Source organism: Enterococcus sp. AZ191 (assembly GCF_051713845.1).
Taxonomy (GTDB): Bacteria; Bacillota; Bacilli; order Lactobacillales; family Enterococcaceae; genus Enterococcus_B; species Enterococcus_B durans.
This window is the reverse complement of the sequence record NZ_JBIOQS010000001.1, coordinates 901,583-921,254: the sequence shown is the minus strand read 5'-3', so window position 1 is coordinate 921,254 and position 19,672 is coordinate 901,583. Positions and strand designations below refer to the sequence as shown.

The 19,672-nt window shown below is 38.3% G+C and carries 18 protein-coding genes and 1 pseudogene; 5 read left to right on the top strand and 14 right to left on the bottom strand.

Annotated elements, in window-relative coordinates; all coding sequences use genetic code 11:
• Positions 1 to 7 precede the first annotated feature (7 nt).
• The 8 genes from IGI47_RS04380 to IGI47_RS04345 all read right to left on the bottom strand — a co-directional run bounded on the left by IGI47_RS04380 (position 8) and on the right by IGI47_RS04345 (position 8,891).
• Positions 8 to 1,345: a PTS sugar transporter subunit IIC gene (locus IGI47_RS04380; protein ID WP_438783462.1), complete on the bottom strand. Its 1,338-nt coding sequence runs from the start codon at positions 1,343 to 1,345 to the stop codon at positions 8 to 10.
• A 295-nt stretch (positions 1,346 to 1,640) separates the two neighbouring features.
• Positions 1,641 to 2,342 carry a GntR family transcriptional regulator gene (locus IGI47_RS04375; protein WP_311930059.1) on the bottom strand — a complete coding sequence of 234 codons (702 nt, stop codon included), beginning with the start codon at positions 2,340 to 2,342 and terminating at the stop codon, positions 1,641 to 1,643.
• A 450-nt stretch (positions 2,343 to 2,792) separates the two neighbouring features.
• Positions 2,793 to 4,235 (bottom strand): glycoside hydrolase family 1 protein, encoded by a 1,443-nt coding sequence (locus IGI47_RS04370; RefSeq protein WP_438783461.1) that lies wholly within the window; start codon positions 4,233 to 4,235, stop codon positions 2,793 to 2,795.
• Between the two features lie 13 nt (positions 4,236 to 4,248).
• Positions 4,249 to 6,117, bottom strand: coding sequence for a beta-glucoside-specific PTS transporter subunit IIABC (locus IGI47_RS04365; RefSeq protein ID WP_438783460.1), 1,869 nt, complete (start codon positions 6,115 to 6,117; stop codon positions 4,249 to 4,251).
• Between the two features lie 124 nt (positions 6,118 to 6,241).
• Positions 6,242 to 7,093: a BglG family transcription antiterminator LicT gene (gene licT / locus IGI47_RS04360; protein ID WP_311930056.1), complete on the bottom strand. Its 852-nt coding sequence runs from the start codon at positions 7,091 to 7,093 to the stop codon at positions 6,242 to 6,244.
• Positions 7,094 to 7,330: 237 nt separating this feature from the next.
• Complete coding sequence (locus IGI47_RS04355) at positions 7,331 to 8,044, bottom strand: class A sortase (protein WP_311930055.1); 714 nt, start codon at positions 8,042 to 8,044, stop codon at positions 7,331 to 7,333.
• Between the two features lie 21 nt (positions 8,045 to 8,065).
• The gene (locus IGI47_RS04350; RefSeq protein ID WP_438783458.1) at positions 8,066 to 8,392 is read right to left on the bottom strand and encodes a nucleotide pyrophosphohydrolase; all 327 of its coding nucleotides are present in this window, start codon (positions 8,390 to 8,392) and stop codon (positions 8,066 to 8,068) included.
• A gap of 127 nt (positions 8,393 to 8,519) precedes the next feature.
• Positions 8,520 to 8,891, bottom strand: a complete 372-nt coding sequence (locus tag IGI47_RS04345; protein ID WP_016177004.1) for a winged helix-turn-helix transcriptional regulator — start codon at positions 8,889 to 8,891, stop codon at positions 8,520 to 8,522.
• A gap of 259 nt (positions 8,892 to 9,150) precedes the next feature.
• Between IGI47_RS04345 and IGI47_RS04340 the strand changes: the two genes are divergently transcribed.
• Positions 9,151 to 10,359, top strand: coding sequence for an MFS transporter (locus tag IGI47_RS04340; RefSeq protein WP_438783457.1), 1,209 nt, complete (start codon positions 9,151 to 9,153; stop codon positions 10,357 to 10,359).
• A 183-nt stretch (positions 10,360 to 10,542) separates the two neighbouring features.
• On the opposite strand, the gene IGI47_RS04335 is transcribed toward IGI47_RS04340, so the two are convergent.
• Positions 10,543 to 11,736: an MFS transporter gene (locus tag IGI47_RS04335; protein ID WP_438783456.1), complete on the bottom strand. Its 1,194-nt coding sequence runs from the start codon at positions 11,734 to 11,736 to the stop codon at positions 10,543 to 10,545.
• Between the two features lie 161 nt (positions 11,737 to 11,897).
• Entirely contained in the window at positions 11,898 to 12,716 is an 819-nt protein-coding gene (locus IGI47_RS04330) for a MurR/RpiR family transcriptional regulator (protein WP_016177002.1), read from the bottom strand.
• 160 nt (positions 12,717 to 12,876) lie between these two features.
• On the opposite strand from IGI47_RS04330, the gene IGI47_RS04325 reads away from it, so the two are divergent.
• The 3 genes from IGI47_RS04325 to IGI47_RS04315 are packed head-to-tail and all read left to right on the top strand — an operon-like array spanning position 12,877 to position 15,573.
• Positions 12,877 to 13,566 (top strand): N-acetylmannosamine-6-phosphate 2-epimerase, encoded by a 690-nt coding sequence (locus tag IGI47_RS04325; protein ID WP_311930051.1) that lies wholly within the window; start codon positions 12,877 to 12,879, stop codon positions 13,564 to 13,566.
• Positions 13,567 to 13,576: 10 nt separating this feature from the next.
• Entirely contained in the window at positions 13,577 to 15,079 is a 1,503-nt protein-coding gene (locus tag IGI47_RS04320; protein ID WP_311930050.1) for a PTS transporter subunit EIIC, read from the top strand.
• Between the two features lie 11 nt (positions 15,080 to 15,090).
• The gene (locus tag IGI47_RS04315; protein WP_438783455.1) at positions 15,091 to 15,573 is read left to right on the top strand and encodes a PTS sugar transporter subunit IIA; all 483 of its coding nucleotides are present in this window, start codon (positions 15,091 to 15,093) and stop codon (positions 15,571 to 15,573) included.
• A 212-nt stretch (positions 15,574 to 15,785) separates the two neighbouring features.
• Here IGI47_RS04315 and IGI47_RS04310 read toward each other — a convergent pair.
• The 4 genes and pseudogenes from IGI47_RS04310 to IGI47_RS04295 all read right to left on the bottom strand — a co-directional run.
• A pseudogene (locus IGI47_RS04310) lies at positions 15,786 to 15,920 on the bottom strand (DUF3788 family protein); the annotation flags it as partial.
• Between the two features lie 101 nt (positions 15,921 to 16,021).
• Positions 16,022 to 16,906 carry a diacylglycerol/lipid kinase family protein gene (locus IGI47_RS04305; protein ID WP_438783454.1) on the bottom strand — a complete coding sequence of 295 codons (885 nt, stop codon included), beginning with the start codon at positions 16,904 to 16,906 and terminating at the stop codon, positions 16,022 to 16,024.
• A gap of 206 nt (positions 16,907 to 17,112) precedes the next feature.
• Complete coding sequence (locus IGI47_RS04300; RefSeq protein WP_438783453.1) at positions 17,113 to 17,808, bottom strand: DUF4767 domain-containing protein; 696 nt, start codon at positions 17,806 to 17,808, stop codon at positions 17,113 to 17,115.
• Between the two features lie 134 nt (positions 17,809 to 17,942).
• Positions 17,943 to 18,116 carry a hypothetical protein gene (locus IGI47_RS04295; RefSeq protein WP_311930046.1) on the bottom strand — a complete coding sequence of 58 codons (174 nt, stop codon included), beginning with the start codon at positions 18,114 to 18,116 and terminating at the stop codon, positions 17,943 to 17,945.
• Positions 18,117 to 18,495: 379 nt separating this feature from the next.
• Here IGI47_RS04295 and IGI47_RS04290 point away from each other — a divergent pair, with 379 nt between their 5' ends.
• Positions 18,496 to 19,548 (top strand): zinc-binding alcohol dehydrogenase family protein, encoded by a 1,053-nt coding sequence (locus tag IGI47_RS04290; protein WP_438783452.1) that lies wholly within the window; start codon positions 18,496 to 18,498, stop codon positions 19,546 to 19,548.
• The last annotated feature ends 124 nt before the right edge of the window (positions 19,549 to 19,672 follow it).

Genomic DNA, 19,672 nt, shown 5'->3' with positions numbered 1-19,672 from the left:
TTACTTACTATGCTTGCTCCTGTGTGATGCCGTCCATCATTTTAGCCGCTTCTTCTTTAGCTAGTTCTTCTGCTTCACGAGCCAACTGTTGTTTTTCAAACACTTTGAAAAATGGATAATAAATTGCCAGAGTGATCAAGAAATTCACGACAACAAGAACTCCTGCTGCCACACTCCAATTGGTACTCATCCATGCGGCAATCGGTGCAGGCATCGCAAAAGGTAATCGTGCCACCATCATCGGTACGATTCCACTTACTGTCAATACATAAGACAAGGTGGTTGTCACTAATGGAGCAACAATAAAAGGAATACCTAAGACAGGATTCATGACGATCGGTGCACCAAAAATCATTGGCTCATTGATATTGAAAAGACCAGGTAAAATAGATAATCGTCCTAAACTTTTCAGGTATTTTGATTTAGAAAACATAAATAGTACAACTAAAGCTAGCGTTGTCCCAGCTCCTCCGATCCAGACGAACCATTGCAAGAACTGCTCTGTAAAAATATTGGGCATGTTCTGAGCATTTGTTCCAGCATTGAATGCATCAATATTTTCGGCAATCGAGATATCCCAAAATGGTCGAATGACTGGTCCCATGATTGCAGGACCGTGAATCCCAAGAACCCAAAAGAAACAAATCAGAAAGACAGTCAACAAGCCGCCAAACAAGCTATTACCAGCTAGTACACCTTTTAGAGGCATCAATAATTGGCTTAGGAACCCGTTTAAATCAAATCCCAACATATGACGCACTACCCAGAAAAAAATCAAGATAACTGCACCTGGAATCAATGCTACAAAAGAATTCGTCACTTCTGGTGGTACACCATCAGGCATTTTGATCGTAATCTTTTTCTCAATAAAAAAACGATAGATTTCAACAGAAACAATTGCTGTAACGATAGCGCCAAATAATGATCCAGAACCTAAATTCGCAATATTGATATAACGGCCAGCCGTAACCCCTTCCAAATCTTCGACTACTCGAAGCGGTGGCGCTGCTACAATCAGAAAGGACATCAAAGCTAAAATACCTGCAGTCAAAGAATCCAGTTTATAACTTTTGGCTAATGATGATGCAATGCCAAATGTAGCATACAATGCAAGGATTCCTACTGTATAACGAAAAGGAATATCCAATATTTCACGATAGGATTCAATGACTGATGCCACTGATTCGATGGGTATGTTCAGTAGAATGGTGAAAAACGAACCGACGATCGTTAGCGGCATGGTGGCAATGATCCCTTTTCTAATTGCTGTCATGTGTCGCTGAGTACCGATACGATTGGCAACCGGCATGATTCTTCGCTCGATGATCCCTATAAATTTATCCATGTGCGTTCTCTCCTTATATAACATTATAATGTTTATGAATTGATAGTAGCATAACCGCCTTCAAATGTAAACGTTTTTCATAATGTTTAAAAAAAGAAGTTGATACTAGACTATAGCCTTCCTGCCCCATCACCTGCAAAATGGGCTACCCAGCTAGTCCTTCACTGGGATGTTTATCCAGATTATTTTCTTATAGTGAAATAAATATCCCTGCCTAACAAGTGAACTTTCCTGAGAGATAAGAAATACTACTCAGATCTGTCCACTTATTAAGCAAAGTATTTATTGCCAGACATTATGTTTCATAGTCAATATGATACGGATGTAAATCTGTATGATAGATTGCTTCTGAATATTCAAGGATTTCTCCTTGTTGATTGAATGATCGACGAATTCTCTTTATGCCAATTTGTGCAGATGTCTTTAAGATTTCTTGCTCTTCCTCGCTGAGAAAAATAGCAGAAAAATCATCTGAAAATACATCGATGTATTCTCCTTTTTGAGTCAGCAATCGATAAAGGGATTCTTCATCAAATTCCTTGCGTTTCACTCTGATCATCTCACTCGGCAAATAATGGATAAAGTAAATATAGGGCTCATCATTCAAATAATATAAGCGCTTAAATCGGGTAGCATACGAGCCAAAGTAACCATACAATGGATCATCTTTTTTTAAAGCAACTTTTTTTAATTCTAGCGTTTCTTTTCGAACTTCATATTGTGAATTTTCGAGAATTTGCGTAAAACTTGCTGCTTTTGATAATCGATTATACGGGCGATTACTTAGGACCGTAGTTCCTCTACCACTCTTCTTTTCAACATACTCATCTGCCGCTAGTAATTCAATTGCCTTACGAACAGTTATTTTGCTCACTTGAAACAATTCCTCTAGCTCATTTTCAGTAGGCAGCATCGTGCCAACTGGATATTTCCCTGAAAAAATATCCTCTTTAATCTTATCTGCAACTTCTAAATATAATACACGGGTTCTTTTCATGGCGTCACCTTTCGTTTTACTGTTACTAAAAGAATAGCATAGATAAAATAAAAAAAGAATATAAAAGAGAATCAAGGTTATGAAAAGAGCGTTTTGATCTGAGCAATAGTAAAGGATGAAAAATAAAAAAAGAGTGTGGAACAAAACTAAAAATCAGTTTTGCCACAGACTCTAAATCCGAATAAACGGCGGCCAAAAGTCAGGTTTTTCGGAAATTTCGGGAAAAACGATCAATACAAAAAGCGTATTACTCGTTTTTCTCTCCAATTTCTCAAACCTAAACGACTTTTGTCTCGACCTGTTTTGACTCACATCATTTGATTATCTACTTTTTGGAATAAAGCAAACTTGCTCTAAACAAAGAGAGTAGTTTTTGAAACTTCCATTTTACGTATCAGAACGAATCGAGGCTGGGACAGAAGCGTTTCTTACTTTTGTTCCACGCTCCTTCTACAGCTTTTCCCCATTTGAGGAGATAACTTCTTTGTACCAATCAAATGACTTTTTCTTTGAACGGTCCAAAGTTCCCTTGCCTTCATCATCTAAATCCACATAGATAAAACCATAGCGTTTACTCATTTCACCCGTTGAAGCACTGACCAGATCAATACAGCCCCAAGGCGTATATCCCATAAGTTCAACACCATCTGCTACTGCTTCACCCATTGCTTCGATATGGCGACGTAGATAGTCGATTCGATAATCATCATGGATACTTCCATCTTCTTCGACTTTGTCGATCGCACCTAGTCCATTTTCCACGATGAACAATGGCTTCTCATAACGATTGTACAATTCGTTTAAAGCAATTCGCAACCCTTCCGGATCAATCTGCCAGCCCCACTCACTAGCTTCTAAAAATGGATTTTTCACACCACCGAGTAGGTTACCTGCTGATGTTGCCGCTGTTGGATCGGTTTCATTGATTGCTGTCGACATATAGTAGCTAAACCCGATATAGTCCACTGGATAAGCTTTTAATAAGTCAAAATCTTCTTTTGTCTGTTCTAATTTTTGACTATCTACACCATATTTTTCATAGGTACGCTTCGTGTAGGCTGGATACTCGCCTCTGACTTGTACATCTGTACAAAAGAAATTGAATGCTTGGTTTTGGATCAATGTTGCGACCTGATTGATTGGATTTGCGTCAATGCTATACGTAGTTGCGTAGATGATCATACAACCTACTTGGATATCTGGACGTAGTTCATGGGCGATTTTTACTGCTTTACTACTTGCTACAAATTGATTGTGCCATGCTTGGAAGATATTTTGATACTCACCCGCACCATTGCTTTTTACCAATCCTTGGCTCAATGCCGGAAAATGGAATGCTGAATTGATTTCATTGAAGGTCATCCAATATTTCACCTTACTACTGAAACGTTCAAGAACTGTTCTGGCAAATCGTTCATAAAAGTCGATCAATTGGCGGTTCTTCCAACCCCCATATGCTTTAGCTAGATTTAGAGGCATTTCATAATGGGAAATCGTAATTACTGGTTCGATCCCATAGCTTAAACATTCATCAATTACTTGCTCATAAAAAGTAAGACCGGCTTCATTCGGCACTGATTCATCCCCTTGAGGAAAGATTCGTGTCCAAGCAATCGAGAAACGGTAACATTTAAAACCCATTTCAGCGAATAACGCGATATCTTCTTTAAAACGATCATAATGACCGATACCTTGATGATTCGGATAGTTATAGTTTTCTGAATCGATCGTCCAGTCAAATGTTTCGCTACCGATAATCTCAAAGCGTTTTTTCCCACCAGGCATTGCATCTGCCACAGATAATCCCTTGCCATCACGGTCGTAGGCGCCTTCTAGTTGATTAGCAGCTGTTGCGCCGCCCCATAAAAAATCTTTTGAAAAACGTGTTGTCATCCTTGCTTCCTCCTTATTTTACAATCGCTAGAAAATCTTCACTAGCAATGATTTCTTCTTGATCAAGCTCTAAAACATCGGCAAAATGATCTGTATTCGTTACAACGATTGGCGTAATCACACTATAGCCTGCCTTTTTGATCGTATCGATGTCGAAACGGACAAGTAAATCGCCTGTATGAACAGTATCTCCTTGTTTCACAAATACTTCAAAGCCTTTGCCTTCAAGTTCGACTGTATCCATTCCGATATGCATCAATAACTCGATACCATCTGTGGTAGTGATCCCTACTGCATGACCTGTTGGAAAAATCGTCGTGATCTCCCCATCTGCCGGAGCAAGCAATTCACCATTTTCTGGTTCGATCGCAATCCCTTTACCCATCGCTCCAGAAGAAAAGACTTTATCTGGTACTTCACTTAGAGGTAAGACTTTACCGCTCAATGGACTTTTTAGATTATGACGAGCTGTTCCAATGGAGTCCCCAGCTGTCGTTTGCTTGTTTCCTTCTAGATTTTCGTCTTGTGCAGATTCATCAAAACCAATAATCAATGTACCTACAAATGCTAAGATAAATGATAATGCTGTTGCAATCACTGCCATCATCACACTAGACTCGACTACTTCATTTGTACTAATAAATGTTGGGATCGTCAACAAACTAACTAATCCGCTAGAAAAAGCTTTGACGCCTGCAAATCCGATCATTGCTCCTCCGATTCCTCCTGAAAGACACGCAACGATGAATGGTTTTTTCAGTGGTAGTGTTACTCCATAGACTGTGGGTTCAGTAATTCCGAACAGCGAAGTGATCATAGAAGAGATCCCTAATGAACGAAGTCTTGCATCCTTTGTGCGTACAGCTACAGCTAAAGCTGCTCCTCCTTGTGCTAAAATAGCTGGTAAAAGCATTGGCATCAATACATCAAAGCCATATTGTTCGATATTCAAGAACATGATCGGCACAAATCCCCAGTGCATACCAAACATCACGAATACTTGCCATAACGCTCCCATGATAAAGCCTGCGACTAATGGACTAAAGCCATAGATGGAATTGAAAAGACTACCTAGGCCATTACCGATAACCGTCCCGATTGGTCCTAAAACAAGGAATGTGAGTGGAACCATTACTAACAACACGATCATCGGAACAAAGATCATTTGTAAAAATTGTGGAATCACCTTTTTCACTAGTGGTTCAAATTTACTTTGGACCCATACAGCCAAAATGATCGGAATTACAGAAGATGTATAGCCAGATGGCGAGAGAATGACTGGTAAGCTAAAGAAGTCAACAGCGCCACCGGCTCCTGCAAGTTCAGTGATGGCTGGATAAACCAGAGCCATCGCGATCGCCACAGATAGAAATTGATTGGCCTTGAATTTTTTTGCTGCGGTAAATGCTAGCATTACTGGTAAAAAGGTAAAAACACCGTCTGCTGCTGCATATAGGAGTTGATAAGCACCTGTATCAACGGTCAGCCAACCTAATACGATTGCTAAAGATAGGAATCCTTTCAAAATACCAGCTGCAGCCATTGCTCCTAAAAAGGGAGTAAAGATACTCGAAATGATATCAATGAAACGATTTAATGGATTCTTTGATTTTTCTTCTGTATCCGCATGATCCGCTAGGCCTTGCTCATCTACAATGGACTGGTACACATCCGCTACATTGCTGCCGATCACCACTTGATACTGACCACCACTTTGAACAACTTGGATCACATCAGGATCATTTTTTAGTTCTTGTGTCTTCGCAAGAGATTCGTCTTTCAATTTAAAACGCAATCGAGTCGCACAGTGCACTAAACTGTTCACATTGTTCTTACCGCCGACTGCCTCCCAAACTCTTTTACCAACTGCTTGATTATCCATTTCATTTCCTTCTTTCCATTTATTTTTTATAAAATAAAAAACCTAGATTGAAAAAACGGTCACGCGAAATCACGTGTCCTTATTTTTTCAATCTAGGTTTTGCCTGCTTTACCAGTAACAATCCTTAAGATTGGGTACTTTGTTTTTCAGTTACTACACGTTGGATATGGATCGTAAGATAAATTTGTTCTGCTACACCCATTGGTTCTTTTTGCGTCTGGACAAGGTACTCATTGATCCGTTCAGAACAGCGAAATGCTTTTGGATACTTGCCTTGAACCAAGGCATAAAGAAATTCATCTTGTTCGCCTGAGCTTTCTCCTTTTAGATATCGCTGCGCAAAAAATTGAAGGTGTGTGATGAGTCGTTGGTAATTCAACGAATCTTCATCGAATACGATCCCAAAAAATTTACTGATGATACTTACTACATCTCGAACCATCGTTGTAGCTGTCATCGTCACTTGCATATCTCCATTACTTTGCTGACTATTGACAAAATGAAACGCAATGAAACCAGCTTCATCCATCGGTAGTAAAATGCCCATTTTTTGTTCAATAAGTTGAAGAACAGCTATTGCTGTTTGGTATTCTTTAGGATAGAATTTTTTAGTTTCAAATAATAATGGATTAGGTAACTCAATCTTTTCTTTTGCACGACTGATCGCATAATGGATATGATCCGTCAACGTCAGATAAATATTAGGAGAAAACGAAACTTGTATTTTTTCTTCGGCAAAATCAACAATGGACTTCACTAGTTCGACTTCCTCCAACGGCACATCCGCCATCAATTGTTGAAACTGGTGGGTAGCAAAAGAATCCTTTAAAATGAATTCTTTTTGAACGTCATTCTTTGAGATATGGTCGCCTAGCTTTTTTTGAAAAGCGATGCCTTTTCCCATGCAAATGATCTCTTCACCCAATTCATTTTTAGAAACGACGACATTATTATTCAATACTTTTTCAATGACCATTCTGCTTCGCCCTCTCGAAAAAAATAAAAAAACCTAGAATCCGCCTAACAACGAGCTGAATTCTGGTTTTGCCTGCCACACAGTAACAATCCATTTCTTATCTGAAATAAGCATAACATCCTTTCTTTAGCTTTGCAACCCCTTTCACCACGTTTTTTATTTTTTCTTTCAATAGAAAAAACACCCTTACTATATTCAAGCAAGAGTGTCTGTCATTTTCATAAAGAACTACTTGGATCAAAAGGTTCGTGTTGGCATATTGAAGGCTTTTTTCATTTCCTGTGTGGCTTCTTTCATCGGAGTGATTTTTTCCAATTCGCCTTGAACAACTAAGCGCGTCACTGCGTTCATATCTCCACAAGTAATCAAGGTAACAAGTTCTTTTCCTTCTTGGACATTCAGTAATTGTGTGTCTGTTGGGGCGACTTTTTGCTTGAACGTCGCTTTGTACGTATACACATTGTCCAAATCGACTAAATAGATTTTATCGCCTAATGTTAGATTCTCTAAAGGAGTAAAAAGTAATTCTGGATTGTTTGCCCGGTGGCTAGCTAAAGCATAATTGCCCTTGCCCATCTGCTGATCAGGTGACAAAGTACCAGCACCATAAAGCAGATTGGCATTATCCAATCCTTTGAAGATAGGGATATTGATTGAGACAGATGGTACGGCGATACTTCCAATAACTGGTAGCTCTGTATGGTTCAACTGTGCCTTCAACACACTTTCTGTACTCATGGATTCGACAGCATCAAAATCAAAACTTGCGTCTTTTTCCTTATTTTTATTGATATCTTCTTTCGTCACGTTTGCAATCGCATATTGATCTCCTGTGTTTTTAACAAAAAAATCTTTGATTTGTTCATTAAAAATCAGCGCCAATCCAATTAGTAACAATAAGAATAGAAGAATATTGATCAGCCATTTCTTTACTTTTCCTTCTTTTTTCACTACCACACCTCCTTTTCTGCCCTACAGTTCCGTATATTTTGTTCGTTGACCTTTACTTTTTTCTAATGGATATTTCAAACAATTTTTCTTCAACTTTTCTTCGATGATCTCATCAAGATCAAGATTTAAATTATCTGCCATCATATAAGAATAGATCAAGACGTCTGCTAGTTCTTCTTTGATCCGTTCCAGATTGTTCGCTGTTACTTCTTCTGGCTGTTTCCATTGAAACAGTTCAAGCAATTCAGAGGCCTCCAAAGAAATAGAAATAGCCAAGTCTTTTTCATTATGGAATTTTCGCCAATCCCGCTCATCTCTGAATTGATTTACTTTATCCATACTGTTCATCTATCATTCACCTTTTTCTAATACGATCACTATTTATCATATCATATTTATGAAGAAAAAAAGAGCAAATTTATTTTTAACATTTTCATTAAATTGAAATTTTTAGTTTCACTGACTAAAAGAATCGTTAATAATTCAAATAACCACCATGTGTATGTAACAAGGTCACTTCATTTCCCGCTTCTTGTTGCCGTTCAATCCGTTCTTCTCCCCAAACAGACATTGCAACTAAGATTTCCCGTAATGATTTTCCTTCTTCTGTTAATGAATATTCTACTTTAGGAGGTACTTGATTGTAGACTTTTCGATCAACGATACGATCTTCCTCCAACTCTCGTAATTGTTGTGTCAACATTTTCTGAGTGATCGTTGGTATTTGTCTTTTCAATTCACCTGTTCGTATTGGACCATTCCCTAAATGACATAGAATAATGGGTTTCCATTTCCCACCGATTACTTCTAATGTTGCTTCAACGCCGATATGATAGATTTTTTCCATGTTTTTTCTCCTTTTAAAAGATACGCATCAAATAGTAGCACCCTATTGCTTATTTGAAAAGGGAAAATGTTTAAAAATATAAAATACGTGCATTTTATAAACAAAAATTAGAAAATACTCATTAAATTATTCGTTAGAAATGCCTCTATCAACAATTATTACTAAAAAGTAACTATCGTACCAAAAAGTAGGTACTTCTTTTTGAGGGAAATACAGACTATATTATGTATTCGTCAGGAAAAAACAAGGAGGATATCAAATGAATAAAAGAATTTCACCCATACTTACATTACTAGCATTAGTTATCAATGCTTTTGCTATCGGCTCAACAGAATTTATCAGCGTAGGCTTGATGCCACTGATCGTTAACAGTTTCCACGTCACTTTGGCACAAGCTGGCTTGACAGTTTCCCTTTATGCAATAGGCGTGACCATCGGAGCGCCATTATTGACCGTTTTAACAGGAAAATGGAATCGAAAATATCTGATGATCGTCATCATGCTTCTATTTATTATAGGAAACCTAGTAGCAGCTTTTGCACTCTCGTTTTCTATACTCTTAGCCGGAAGAATCATCTCTGCTTTAGCCCACGGTCTGTTTATGTCTGTTTCTAGTGTCATCGCGGCAGATGTCGTTGAACAAAATAAACGAGCAAGCGCCATTGCTATCATGTTTACTGGTCTTACTGTTGCCACTGTAACTGGTGTACCTCTAGGAACATTTATTGGTCAACAAACAAATTGGCACTTCACGTTTATCTTTATTGCGATCATAGGAGCTATAGGCTTGATTGCAAATTTCTTTTTGATTCCAAAACACCTACCGATCCCTGGAATTGTAGATTTAAGAGGAATCATCCGTATTTTTAAAAATAAGTTTCTGTTAGGTTCATTCATCGTCACTGCTCTTGGTTATGGTGGCACATTTGCAGCTTACACGTATTTAACACCGATTTTAGAAGATAAAATTGGGTACTCTGCTCATGCTGTAGTACTTTTACTAGTAGTTTACGGCATCATGGTTGCTATAGGAAATACAATAGGTGGGCATTTTTCAAATCAACAGCCGCTCAAATCACTTAGCCTGATGTTCGGACTTCTTTCTCTCTCCCTTGTCTTTTTATTTGTAGCGATATTGAGTGATCAATTGATTTTGGCAACTCTTGCTACTTTGGTCTTAGGATTGTTTTCATTTATGAATGTTCCTGGGCTACAACTCTATGTCGTTCAGCTAGCTGAAGAATACACTCCTAAAGATATTACTTTAGCCTCAGCATTCAATATCTCAGCGTTTAATATTGGTATTGCATTTGGTTCATTCGTTGGTGCACAAGTAACAAAATCGATTGGCGTCACTTATACACCAATTTTTGGTGCCATCATTGTCCTGTTAGCAGTATTCCTAGTTCTTCAATTGTTACACATTACAAAAAAGACTTCTTCATTAAAAGAAAAAATAGCTGAATAGCTAACTATTAAAGAACGAGACTGGGACAAAACTTGTCTCAGTCTCTTCTAATATCTCTAAAAACGGAGGAATGGCATTTGAAAGATTGCTTCGGCGGAATTAAGCCGAATAATTCAAAAATATGGAAAACTATTTTCAAATTACTCGGCTTAATTCTTGAAGCAGAGCATCTTTCAAATGCCTCTATTCTTGCAAACTGATTTTCAATTCTTTTACTCCCGTGATAGTCATCAAAACGAGTAAGCTGACTAAATAAATACTGCTTAAGAAGATGATAACGGCTGTTAAATTATAGTGATCCATCAAAAATCCGATCACAATGGAAGAAAATCCACCGACTGCACGTCCTAAGTTCATGATGAAATTATTGGCGGTAGCTCGGATCTCAGTTGGATATAAGCTGCTGATGATTGCTCCATAGCCGCCGTACATTCCATTGATGAAGTAACCAACAACAACAGCAGCCGCTACTAAACTCCACTGGCTATGTGCCATCACTAGTAGGAACACAGAGAAGGAGGAACAGATCAAAAAGATCGTAAATGCGGTTCTTGGCCCTAATTTATCCATGATGATCCCAAAGGTCAGCATACCTAAGGACATTCCGACGATCGTACTGACCATCCATAGTGAAGAGCCAGATACTGATAGTCCTAATTGTGCTTGCATGATCGATGGTAACCAGTTCATCAAGCCAAAATAACCCGCGATTTGGACTGTTACCATGATACTTAGGCCGATTGTTTGCCATGCAAGGTGCTTTGTTTCAAAGAGATGACTTAGTTTCGTCGTTTTACCAGTAGCTCTTGTTTTTTGAAAATCCTCTGGTTCTTTTAAGTCTCGGCGAATGACCAAGACCATCAATACAGGTAGCACCCCGATAACGTATAACATTTTCCAACCCAACCAAGGAATAACAACAGCAGCTAAAATCGCAGCCAAGGCAGCTCCTACTTGTGCACCGATTCCAGCGATCGAAGAAGCTCGTCCAATTTGTTTTTTTGAAAAACTTTCAGAGATCAAAGACATACACGCCCCATATTCTCCTCCTGCCCCGATTCCTGCAATAAATCGAAAAAGATAGACAAGATAAATGTTTGAAGCAAAGAACATCAATAACGAGGCGATTGAAAAAAGTAGCACCGTTTGAGAAAACACCTTCACTCGTCCATATTTATCTGCCATAAGACCAAAAAAAATACCTCCAACGAGCATCCCCAAATTAGTGATCGTAGCAATCATTCCTGCTTGCGTTCCACTAATATGAAAAGTTGTAATCATTGAAGATAAAGAAAAAGCTAAAAACATAATATCCATATTCTCTAATGCGATTCCTGCTGATGTTGACAATAAGACTTTTCGTTGATACTTCGACATTCCTTTTTACCCCTTTTCCTTGACCCTAAATTGATAAAATCATATATAAAATCCAAGGAAAATGCAAGAACTTTTAGTTTTTTATTATAAAATAACAAAAAACACCATTTATAAGAGATGCAATTGTTTTTTTATCACTTTTTATTCGAATTATTAGTCTATCAATCAATGCTTTTATCTAAGATGGATCGTAGTACTCTTTCCCGTAACTCGACTGCATTGATGTTATTCTTTTGCTCATATCCCTGTACAAGTAAATCGCAAATATACAGTTGTGAGATTTTTCCTGCTAAAGATCCACCATTCAAAAATTCTTCAATGGCTGTTTGTAAGACAAGGTCTGCTGTTTGCCCAATGGGGGAATGGATATAATTGGTGATTGCTAAGATTTTTGCGCCATTTTTTTTAGCGATTTCTACTGAATCGAACGTATCCTTCGTTTTTCCAGATAACGAGAATGCCACGATTACATCCCCTTCTTTCAGCAAAGAAGCAACTTGTGCTTGAAAATGCGGATCTAAAACGGCCTTTGCTTGGACACCCACACGTAAAAACATACTTTCTAGGTCAAGACTCGTATTTCCACTAGACCCTACCCCAAATATATAGAGATGATTCGCTTCGCTAATTAGTTGAATCGCCTCATCTAATTTTTCTTCATTTAGCAAACGAGCCGTAGAATGAAGAGCTTCAGTTAAATTATTCGCAATTTCATCGTAATATTTCCCACTAGATGGTTGTTCTTTTTTTTGACTAAAATCTTCTTTTGCAATTTCGATTTTCAAATCTGAAAAACCAGAAAACCCTAATTTTTGGCAAAACCGAATGATTGTTGCATCTCCAACTTTGGTTTTTTCTTTGATATCGCTCATCGTACTATAAATGATCGTTTTTCCTGAGGTAAGAATAAGATCAGCAACTTTTTTTTCGGATTTAGTCAATAATGGATAATGCTCTTTGATCAGATAAATATAATTCATACAAACTCCTTTATAGCAAGTCATTTTCTCCATTATACTCCAAAAAAAGAAATAAAACTCCAAAATTATCCAATTTTTACTTTACAGTTATGAAAGCGGGTGCTATATTTAATTCGGAGTTATTATCCGAAAATAATTCAAAAACGGAGTGTTTAGGAGAATGAACAAACAATCATTTTTAGAAGCAATTTCAGGTGGTCTGATCGTTTCTTGTCAGGCATTACCTGGTGAACCATTTTATACAGAGGAAGGAGGTCTTATGCCCTATTTTGCTCTAGCTGCACAAAGAGCTGGTGCAGTAGGTATCCGTGCAAATTCTGTTCGTGACATTTTGGAAATCAAAGAAAAAGTTTCCTTGCCTATGATCGGCATCATCAAAAGGGACTACCCCCCCGAAGCGCCATTCATTACAGCAACTATGCGCGAAGTAGATGAACTCGTTGCTACTGGCGTAGAAGTGATCGCCTTGGATTGTACGCTTCGCAAACGCCATGACGGGTTATCCATCAATGCGTTTATTGCTCAGATCAAAGAAAAGTATCCTCATCAGCTGTTCATGGCAGATATCTCTACTTTTGAGGAAGGAAAAAACGCTTATGAAGCTGGAATTGATTTTGTCGGAACAACGTTAAGTGGCTACACGGAAGAAAGTAAAAAACAAGATGGTCCAGATATCGAATTGATCAAGCAACTAGTCCAAGCTGGAATTTGTGTCATTGCAGAGGGGAAAATTCACACCCCGGAACAGGCTAGACAGATCAAAGAACTAGGTGTGGCTGGAATCGTTGTTGGTGGTGCGATTACTCGACCACAAGAAATTGCTGAACGTTTTATTCATGCATTAAATTAGGAGGAGAAAAATGTTTAAGAAATTTTCACAATTAGGCCGTGCATTCATGTTGCCGATTGCTATCTTACCTGTTGCCGGATTACTTTTGGGACTCGGAGGTGCACTAACAAATGAAAGCGCCATAAACGCCTACCCAATTTTAGCACAACCATGGCTCCATACGATTTTAAGTATCATGAGCTACGCCGGAAATGCTGTTTTTGCCAATTTAGCCTTGATTTTTGCTATTGGTGTTGCTGTTGGACTTGCAAATGGTGATAAAGGAACAGCTGGTTTAGCTGGCGGTGTCGCTTATTTAGTCTATACGGCAACGATCAGCGGTTTTCTTGAATTGTTTTCTGCCAAAGGAGCAACTCTTGATACTGGAGTTGTTGGTTCTATTGCTATTGGTGGAACCGTTGCATTCTTACACAATCGTTATCGAAAAATCGAACTACCGCAATTCTTAGGGTTCTTTGGTGGATCACGTTTTATCCCAATTATTTCTAGTTTAGCTGCAATTATTATTGGTTCCTTCTTCTATTTGATTTGGCCACCCATTCAGAATGGTTTAGTAGTTGCCGGAGAACACATTGCACAAATGGGCAGTCTAGGAACATTTTTATATGGCTTCTTACTTCGTCTTACTGGCGCTGTCGGTCTGCATCACACGATCTATCCACTCTTCTGGTATACCTCTTTGGGCGGTACAGAGAGCGTAGCCGGTGTCTCAGTATCCGGCGCACAAAATATTTTCTTTGCCCAATTAGCTGACCCAAATCATACTGGATTATTTACTTATGGTACTCGTTTCTTTGCTGGCAGATTTGCAACGATGATGTTTGGTCTCCCTGCAGCTTGTTACGCAATGTATCGTGCTATTCCTAAACAAAATCGTAAGAAAAATGGTGGGCTTTATTTCAGTGGTGCATTAACCTCATTTTTAACTGGGATCACTGAGCCTGTAGAGTATATGTTTTTATTTGTTGCTCCGTGGTTATATGTTATCCATGCCTTTTTAGACGGATTATCTTTTTATTTTGCAGATATCTTAAATATTCGAGTAGGTAATTCTTTTTCAGGCGGCCTGATCGATTTCTTATTATTTGGTGTACTTCAAGGAAATGATAAAACCAACTGGATCAAATTGATTCCTTTTGGACTTGCTTGGGCAGTCATTTACTTTGTCGTTTTCACTTTCTTCATCAAAAAATTCAAAGTCGCTATCCCAGGTATGACTGAAGAAACAGATACCCTTTCTGAACAACCATTGAACAAAAATACGTCACTACACGAAGAAGCTTTAACAATCATTAAAGCTCTTGGTAGTGAAGCAAACATCGAAACAGTCGAAGCCTGTGCCACTCGTTTGCGCGTTGCTGTAATGGATGGTCAAATCGTCGATAAACAAACGATCCAACAATTAGGCGCTACTGCTGTTTTTGAGGTAAAAGGTGGTATCCAAGCTGTCTTCGGTGGAAAAGCCGACTTACTCAGTCAAGAAATCAATCAAATTTTGAAAAAGGATAATTAGGAGGACTTGTTATGTTCAAAATGTTCAAAAAGAAAAAACAAGAAACGATTACCGCTCCCTGCTCAGGAAAAGTGATTCCAATTTCTGCTGTGAAGGACCCGGTTTTTTCACAAAAATTGCTAGGAGACGGCTTTGCTGTCATTCCAGAGGATCAGACAATCTATGCACCACTGGCTGGTCGAGTAACAACGATTTTCCCAAAAAAACATGCCATCAGTATAAAAAGTGACTCAGGAATCGATTATTTGATCCATATCGGTCTTGATACGGTAGAGATGAAAGGCGCACCTTTCACGATCCTTGTAAACGAAAACGAACAGATCACCATTGACACCCCTTTGGTTGAAGTGGATTTTGATCAGATCATACAAGCAAAAAAAGATCCTGCCGTGATTGTTGTTTTCACAGAAGCAGAACAGATCAGCGAGTTGGTCTTACAAAATGGTGCACTTCTTCATGGAGAAGCGTGTGGTACGATCGAGCGAATGAAATAAAGATGTCATCTCCAAGAAAGACCGGTATACTCTGAATCTTTCATAGTTCTTTCCCTCAAAAGCCAAAATCAAAAGAAGGTTGATGTTGTTTTTAGTATTTGCCTTCAAAAATAAAACCAAATGAACAGAGGTCGAGACAAAAGTCGTTTAAGTTTGAGAAATTGGAGAGAAAAAGTGTGGGACAAAAGTAAGAAACACTTTTGTCTCATTCTTTAAAAACGGATAAACGGTGGGAGCAGAAGCAACTCCTTCTTAAATAAGCCGAAATTTACAAAAATTTGAAAAGCAATTTTCGTTAATTTCTTCTTATTTCTCGGAGTTAAACACTTCTATCCTAACCTCTTTTTTCAAATTTCCGAAAAACCTGACTTTTGGACGCTGTTTATTCGAGAGTCTGTAGCAACCCTGATCTTTAGTTTTGTCCCACACTCGTTCATTTGGTCATTTTTTAACAATAAACTGGTAAATGTGCCGGTAAGATACTGATTTTAACAGGCAGTTTAGCCCCTTCGTCCCCATCGACATTTGTGGCTAGTTCCGCATTGTCTGACAAAGAAACTTCGACTTTTTCACATGCTTGATATGCTAGGTTATCCGTTGATTCATCCACACCTTTTAATAAATCTGGTAAAGTTTTCAACGTATCAAGGAGAGAAGAATCTTTTAAATAAATCAGATGGAGCTTGCCATCATCAACTTTTGCATCGGGAATCAATGTTTCAAAACCACCAATAGAGTTGGTCAAGCCAACCAATAACGTACTACTTTCGATTTTTTCTTCCTGACCGTCCACAGTTAAATGGAAAGAATAGGATTGTGTCCCAGCTAATTGCTTGATCCCAGAAATAAAATAAGCAAGTTTACCTAACTTTGTCTTCTTTTCAGGATCGACATCATTGATTGCCTCAGGAATCGTACCGATTGCTACCACGTTCATAAAATAATCTTCGTTGATTTTTCCAATGTCTAAAGACTTAAAAGAATCAATTGAAAGATTCTCAATTGCCTCTTCTGGTTCTAATGGGATCTCTAAAGCGCGAGCTAAATCATTCACTGTTCCTAAAGGGATAAAACCAAAATTTGGTCGATGTTCCTGTTCAGAGATACCGCTGATTCCTTCATTGACGGTACTATCTCCTCCCATGACAAAAACACTGTGATATCCTTCAATCGTAGCTTCACGTGCAAAGTTTTTCGCATCACCTGCTTTTTTAGTGTGCAAAACAACCACTTTATCAAACATCGTTTTTAATTTTTCATGGGCAAGTTGTTCATATTCTTTTGCTTTCTCTCCTCCGGAACTTGGGTTCACCACTAACAACGCTTTTTGCATAGTACTCTTTCCTTTCTATGGCTTTTTTTCAACTATAGCATAGAAAAACTCGAAACATCTACTTATAGACATTTCGAGTTTCAAGTAATAGTTATCTTATTTTTCTAACAAAAGCATACCCAATGATTCCTACAAGGATCGTTCCACAAAAAGCAATAAAGGAAAATTTTCGTTCATTTGTTTTAGGTAATGATCCATTCTTACGCTTATTGTCCAGTAACGATTTGTGAAAATCCATTTTTCAATTCTTGATTATCTGTTTCTCTTAACTCAAGATAGTTGTTCGGATTCCCTTGATTTTGACTGGTGACCAAAACTTTAGGAGTTCCTCCCTCAATGGTGAAAAAGTAAACGTGTCTTATTTCTTGTCCAGATTGTGTTTGCGCATCTGAATAGACTGCTACTAATCCATAGCCAGATGGTACTTCTCCATTTTCTGACCAAGTTAACGAAATGGGTGTATTGGCAACCGTTACTTGCCAACCATTCATATGGTTCAAAACTCCATCAGGTAACTGTAATCCATAGAGATTTACATTATTACCCGGTCCATAGGCTTGATAACTTTGTCCCATAGTTTGACCCCAACTAGCCATAAAGCTAGCCAATTGATTGCTTTTATCTGCACTCCACAACAGATTTGAAACCGTAGTTGTTTCTGTTGCTGTACTAGAGCTGGTATCTGTGCTAACTGTTGAATTAGTCGTTGTGCTGTTTGTTGTACTGCTTGTTGTACTGCTTGTTGTACTGCTTTCTGAACTTGCTTTGCTACTCGATTCTTTTGTCACTGCTATACTACTTTCAGCAGCCTTTGAAGACTGAGCCGTCGTTTTTTTTGTTTGTTGACATGCAGCCAATAACACTGTTGACAATACTAAACAAAACATCACCGTTTTTTTCATCTATTTTCTCCTTATTCCCCAACCCTCAATTTTTTATAACTTATTATAAGCTTGTTTTTATAACAATACAATTACTTATTTTAGCACTTGATCGATAATATATTCCTCTTGGTTATTGAGGTAAGATGTAGGTTTCATATGCTGTCTTCTTTACCCTGCTCACCTGCTTTCCCGAGAAAAATCACTCCTCGATTCTCTCGTGACCATCTGCTTACCACATAGAAAATCATGTTATAAAAAGAAGAACGAAATTCAAAAGCAGCGAGTTGTTGGATAGGATTCGAAAGAATGATTTCTGGATATAGCATAGTTCCATCCACTTTAATTCCTTTATTTTATAGGAACTAGTCGATTAAATCGTTGTTGCTCTCGCTATATCTTTATATAGAACTTATGTCCGGAAAAATACAGATTCGCTTTTTCTTGTATCACACTGATGCTTTTGATACAGCACGCGACTTTTATAGAAGAAATATAGCGTATCAAAGATGCTTTGTTTTACAATAGAAATGAAAAGATTTAAGCTAATGCTGTTGAAATAATGATTAGTTTTCGGATGGATTCAGGAGACAATCACCAAGTGATGCTCGTTTTCCTATCTTTCGACCTTCTAAGCTGATTCTATATCACTTCCTTTACGTCAAAATAAAGGAAGACGTTTTGTCCACTAGCAGAGGAGGAAGTTTTATGTCAAATGATCCAATGATGCAGGCTGTTGGCTTTTTTGAAGGCTTGCCGATCGATGATCCTAAAAGTTTCATTGATCAAAAAAAAGAAATCCCTATTCCTGAAGCAAGGGATATACTGGTAAAGGTCAAAGCAGTATCCGTCAACCCTGTTGATACTAAGTTAAGACAGACCGCACCTAAAAGCGATACGCTAAAAGTACTAGGATTTGATGGCGTAGGTGAAATCGTCAAAATAGGCAAAAAAGTTTCTAAGTTCAAAATCGGGGATCGAATTTTTTATGCAGGTACTACAACACGTTCTGGCAGTAATCAAGAATATCAACTCGTTGATGAACGGATTGCAGCTTTAGCACCAAAGCATCTATCAGATGAAGAAGCCGTAGCCCTTCCCCTTACCTCCTTAACGGCCTATGAACTACTGTTTGATAAATTCGGATTGATTCCAGAGGAAAATGCCAATCAAGGAAAGAAAATCTTAGTGATCAATGGTGCAGGTGGTGTGGGCTCTATCTTGAACCAGTTAGCTAAATGGGCAGGGTTAGAAATCTATGCTACTTCTAGTCCTAAAAACTTTGAATGGCTCACTTCAGTTGGTGTAGATCATCCACTAGATTATCATCACGATTTAAAACAAAGCTTGCAGGAACTAGGTTTAGAGGCTGTTGATTATATCGCCGTCTTATTCGATATCACCCATTATTTAGAACAAATCACTCACTTGATCAAACCGTTTGGACATGTAGGCACGATCGTTGGGGTCAATGAACCGCTGAACTTAAGTGCTTGGAAAAATCTATCGGTCAGCTTTGATTGGGAGTACATGTTTGCGAAAACTGATCATGACTACCAAATCGAAACACAAGGTGAAGCATTGGCAATGATTGCTTCGCTAGCAGAAAGAGGCCTCCTAAAAACAACCTTGACAAAAGTCTACTCGGATGGCATCAACGCAAAAAATTTACGGGCAGCTACAAAAGAAGTCGAATCTGGACACATGTTAGGTAAAGTTGTTCTTAGCGGTGCATTCAACGGCGAAGTTGCTCCATTTTAAAAGTTGAAGCAAGTCTTCTTTTGATACATTCCATCACTTGAAATAAAGGCTGAACAATAAACACATGATGTGCGTTTTCAAAAATGTTCCGTGCAAACGACAAATTTGGGAACGCACATCAATT